Source organism: Marinagarivorans sp., assembly GCF_982758155.1.
The window spans coordinates 1-3,292 of record NZ_CEXWTU010000354.1; the positions used below are offsets into that span (position 1 = coordinate 1).

Below are 3,292 nucleotides of genomic sequence, written 5' to 3' on the forward strand. Positions count from 1 at the left end.
ATAGGCCCCGGCATGCGCCCCTTTAAGCGCCTCGATAAGAAAGCCGATCTCTTTGGATAAACTATTATTACCTCGCCCCTAACTTCCCGCTTTTGAATTCCTGAGAGCACGCCCCTAAAGGCGAATACGGGCAATTAAACATGAACACGCAGAACCTCCGCTACTGCGAATATGCATTAAAAGCCATGCGTTAGATGCCAGCGACTTGCTGTGCGAAGCCCAGTGAAGAAACCACTACCCACTGGAATATCGAGCAGTGTAACGGCCGTTAGCAGCGCTTCTAGTTCCCTCGATGCGATTCCCGCTGGCGCCGCTTTGGTTTATGCAGTGAATGCGGGCGGGCCACTCACCAAAGCCGACGAGGTAGAGTACAAGGCCGACCGCTTTGCGCGTGGCGGCACACAAAATTCGACAACCACAATTTAGAGTGTGTCCCGTTAGGATAGTACCCGCCTGACTACTTGGCGGGGCGGTTTCTTATATTCGCTGCCGGTATTCCCCCGGCGACATAGACTCCACCCGCTGAAACTCTTTGTTAAAAGCAGATTTGGTACCGAAACCCGCTTCGAGCATCACATCGGTAAGCTTCAATTCAGGTTGTTCCAGCAACAGCTTTTTAACCTCTTGAACCCGAAGGTCGTTTAAGTATTGCGAAAAACTCGCGCCGTAAATACGATTAACCGCCACAGACAGTTTACGCGCAGCAATGCCCATGCGCTTGCCTGCGTCCTTCAAGGTCAACCCACCTTCACGTTTATACAATTGCTCATTACGCACAAGTTGGGCCCACTGTTCGAATAATCGCTGCGCGTCTTCGTCATTGACTGACGGCGGAAGTATCGCCCTTACCCCCTCGTCACCCAATATCTGCATCCATTCCAAAAACGAGTTGCGCCTTAATGAGGCAACGAGCGTGAAGCCGTTAACCACCAAAAAGAACACCGAGCCCAGCAAGATGGAAAGCGACTCTCGGGGCATAGTGCCATTGGCAATTTCCACCATGACACCCACGTCAATACACCAATTCACAAACATCAGTACCGTCAGGAAACACAACCAGCGATAAGCGAGAGGGGCGTGTTTGCCAAGGTGAACAAGGGCCTTATCACCCTTGCTAAGCTTGACAAGACTCAATGCGAGATAAACAGTGAAACTGGCAAGAATAAAATAACCCACCGTGTTCGCTGCCCAGACTAGCAGGCCCACCATTACTAACGCAGGCAAAAAATGGCCTATATCAATGGCTCTGAACGTCCAATCTTTGGTAACAACACTAAGGTAATAAAAGTAGAGGCAAGGGCCGACCAGCATCGCAAGTACCCCTCGTAAGTTAAGCAAAGGCTGCCAATCAATGATCAGGTGGAGCACCAGCAAAAAGCCTTGCAGCGAATACATGCCATAGTTCGCGCCTAGTAAACGAGACGGTAATGGCTGCAATGCAGTGCCAAGCAACCAGTGAGTGCCTAGAATAAGGCACAGCACACTGTTGGTTACCAGGATGTGAACGAGTATTGAGTCCATAGTGTTTTCTTCTGAAATCCCCCGATTAGAGATAAATTCGTACCAAATCAGACGTTTTGCAGTCCTCAATCGCGTTCGAGGTCGCCATTTCACTTCAAAAAACAGCAATATGAGCCCTCAACTTATCTTACCGCGAGTAAATAATATGGAAAGCGTATTTCTTCATCGTAAACAAAAGTACCGAGGGATTAATGAAACACCCCGAACTCGCACCGCATCTGTGCAACTTTTCTCCGTCTTGATACTAATGTTTTGCTGCGCTTACAGTTTTGCCGGCAGTAGCGGAACCAGTACGCTCATCCGCAATGTTCAGATCATTGATGAAAACGCCAAGCTGCTTAAGGGCAGGCGTAACGTTCTAATCAAAAATGGACAGATCATCACCATTAACCACAAAGAAACTCCTGCCGACAAAGTGATCGATGGTGCTGGCAAATATCTGATGCCGGGGCTAATTGACTCTCACGTACACTTGCATGGTGTGCCGGGTCACCCTTTTGATGGAACTGACGCCAAATTAATTGCCCAGGCTCAAGCGCAGATCCCAAAAAGTTATCTTTATTTTGGTTTTACCTCGTTGCTTGATCTTACTTCCGATGCTTACGCTATTGACCAGTGGAACTCGCAGGAACTCGCACCAGAAGCCTATTTTTGTTCGCCAGTACCGATTGCCAACGGTTACCCCTTGGCCTATCAACCCAAAGACAAACAATTTGACTCGTATATGGCAACACACCTGCTATTTGACCAGCGTCAAGCCGATATCACACCCAAGTCTATCAATCCTGCAGAACATAGCCCCAAAGCATTGACCAAGCGCATAAAAAAAGAAGGTGCGCGTTGCGTTAAAACCTATTATGAAACTGGCTATGGCTCGAAAAAAGATCTGCCCGTACCGACCGTGGAGATGATAAGAAGCTTGGTCAGAGAAGCGCATGCACAGGGTTTAAGCGTGTTCTTACATGCTAACTCGGAACAGGCTCACCAGTTTGCTATAGATAGCGGAATAGACGTTCTAGCCCACAGCGTGTGGCATAGGGAATCAGATAATATTGATCCGCTGATAGCGCGTATTGCGCAATCAGGTATTGCGGTTCAACCCACCATGCAGGTTATCCATGGAGACGTGGGGCTATTTGACCCCGACTTCTTTTCACTTGCTGAGGTGAAACACGCCATTCCCGCGAGCCTTATTGAATGGTATCAATCGGACCCTGGGCAGTGGTGGAAAAAACGCCTGGGCCCCATGTTATCCCCTAACCTGACTGATGATCCGCAGCAAGCCTATCAAGCAGTGAAAAAAGCGGTGCAATCTGGATTGGATAAAAATAAGTACTATACCCGGCAACTGGCACAACAAAACGCGCGACTGGTATTTGGTAGTGATACCCCAAGCGGACCTTATTTTAGTCAGTTTCCTGGCGTCAATGGTTATTGGGAAATCCAACACTGGGTTGAAGTGGGTATAAGCCTTGAAAAACTATTTAAGGCCTTGACCATTGATAATGCAAAGCTGTTGGGTTTGGACGATGTCATTGGCTCAGTGGCAGAAGGTAAAGCGGCCAATTTGTTATTGCTAGCCAAGAATCCGCTTGAGGATAAAAGTGCCTATGATTCGATAGAAACTATTTTCCTGAAGGATAAAATAATTGATCGCCGTAGCTTGTCGGCCTCGATGGTTGTCACGCAGTCCGACGACGAGCATTTAAAAAAACGTAACTAAGGGGCGAGGCAATAATAGTTTGTCCAATTAGACGAAGGCGCCTGTTTT

At 48.1% G+C, this 3,292-nt stretch carries 3 protein-coding genes; 2 read left to right on the plus strand and 1 reads right to left on the minus strand.

Features of this window, described 5'->3' with window-relative positions:
- Positions 1–222 precede the first annotated feature (222 nt).
- Positions 223–426 carry a hypothetical protein gene (locus AC3A8L_RS20710; protein ID WP_487964175.1) on the plus strand — a complete coding sequence of 68 codons (204 nt, stop codon included), beginning with the start codon at positions 223–225 and terminating at the stop codon, positions 424–426.
- A gap of 51 nt (positions 427–477) precedes the next feature.
- On the opposite strand, the gene AC3A8L_RS20715 is transcribed toward AC3A8L_RS20710, so the two are convergent.
- Entirely contained in the window at positions 478–1,629 is a 1,152-nt protein-coding gene (locus AC3A8L_RS20715; protein WP_487964176.1) for an AraC family transcriptional regulator, read from the minus strand.
- Between the two features lie 37 nt (positions 1,630–1,666).
- Here AC3A8L_RS20715 and AC3A8L_RS20720 point away from each other — a divergent pair, with 37 nt between their 5' ends.
- Entirely contained in the window at positions 1,667–3,244 is a 1,578-nt protein-coding gene (locus AC3A8L_RS20720; protein WP_487964177.1) for an amidohydrolase family protein, read from the plus strand.
- The last annotated feature ends 48 nt before the right edge of the window (positions 3,245–3,292 follow it).

Excerpts from the sequence above, each read along its gene's own strand:
- AC3A8L_RS20720 (WP_487964177.1), top strand. The coding sequence starts at position 1,667 with ATGGAAAGCGTATTTCTTCATCGTAAACAAAAGTACCGAGGGATTAAT.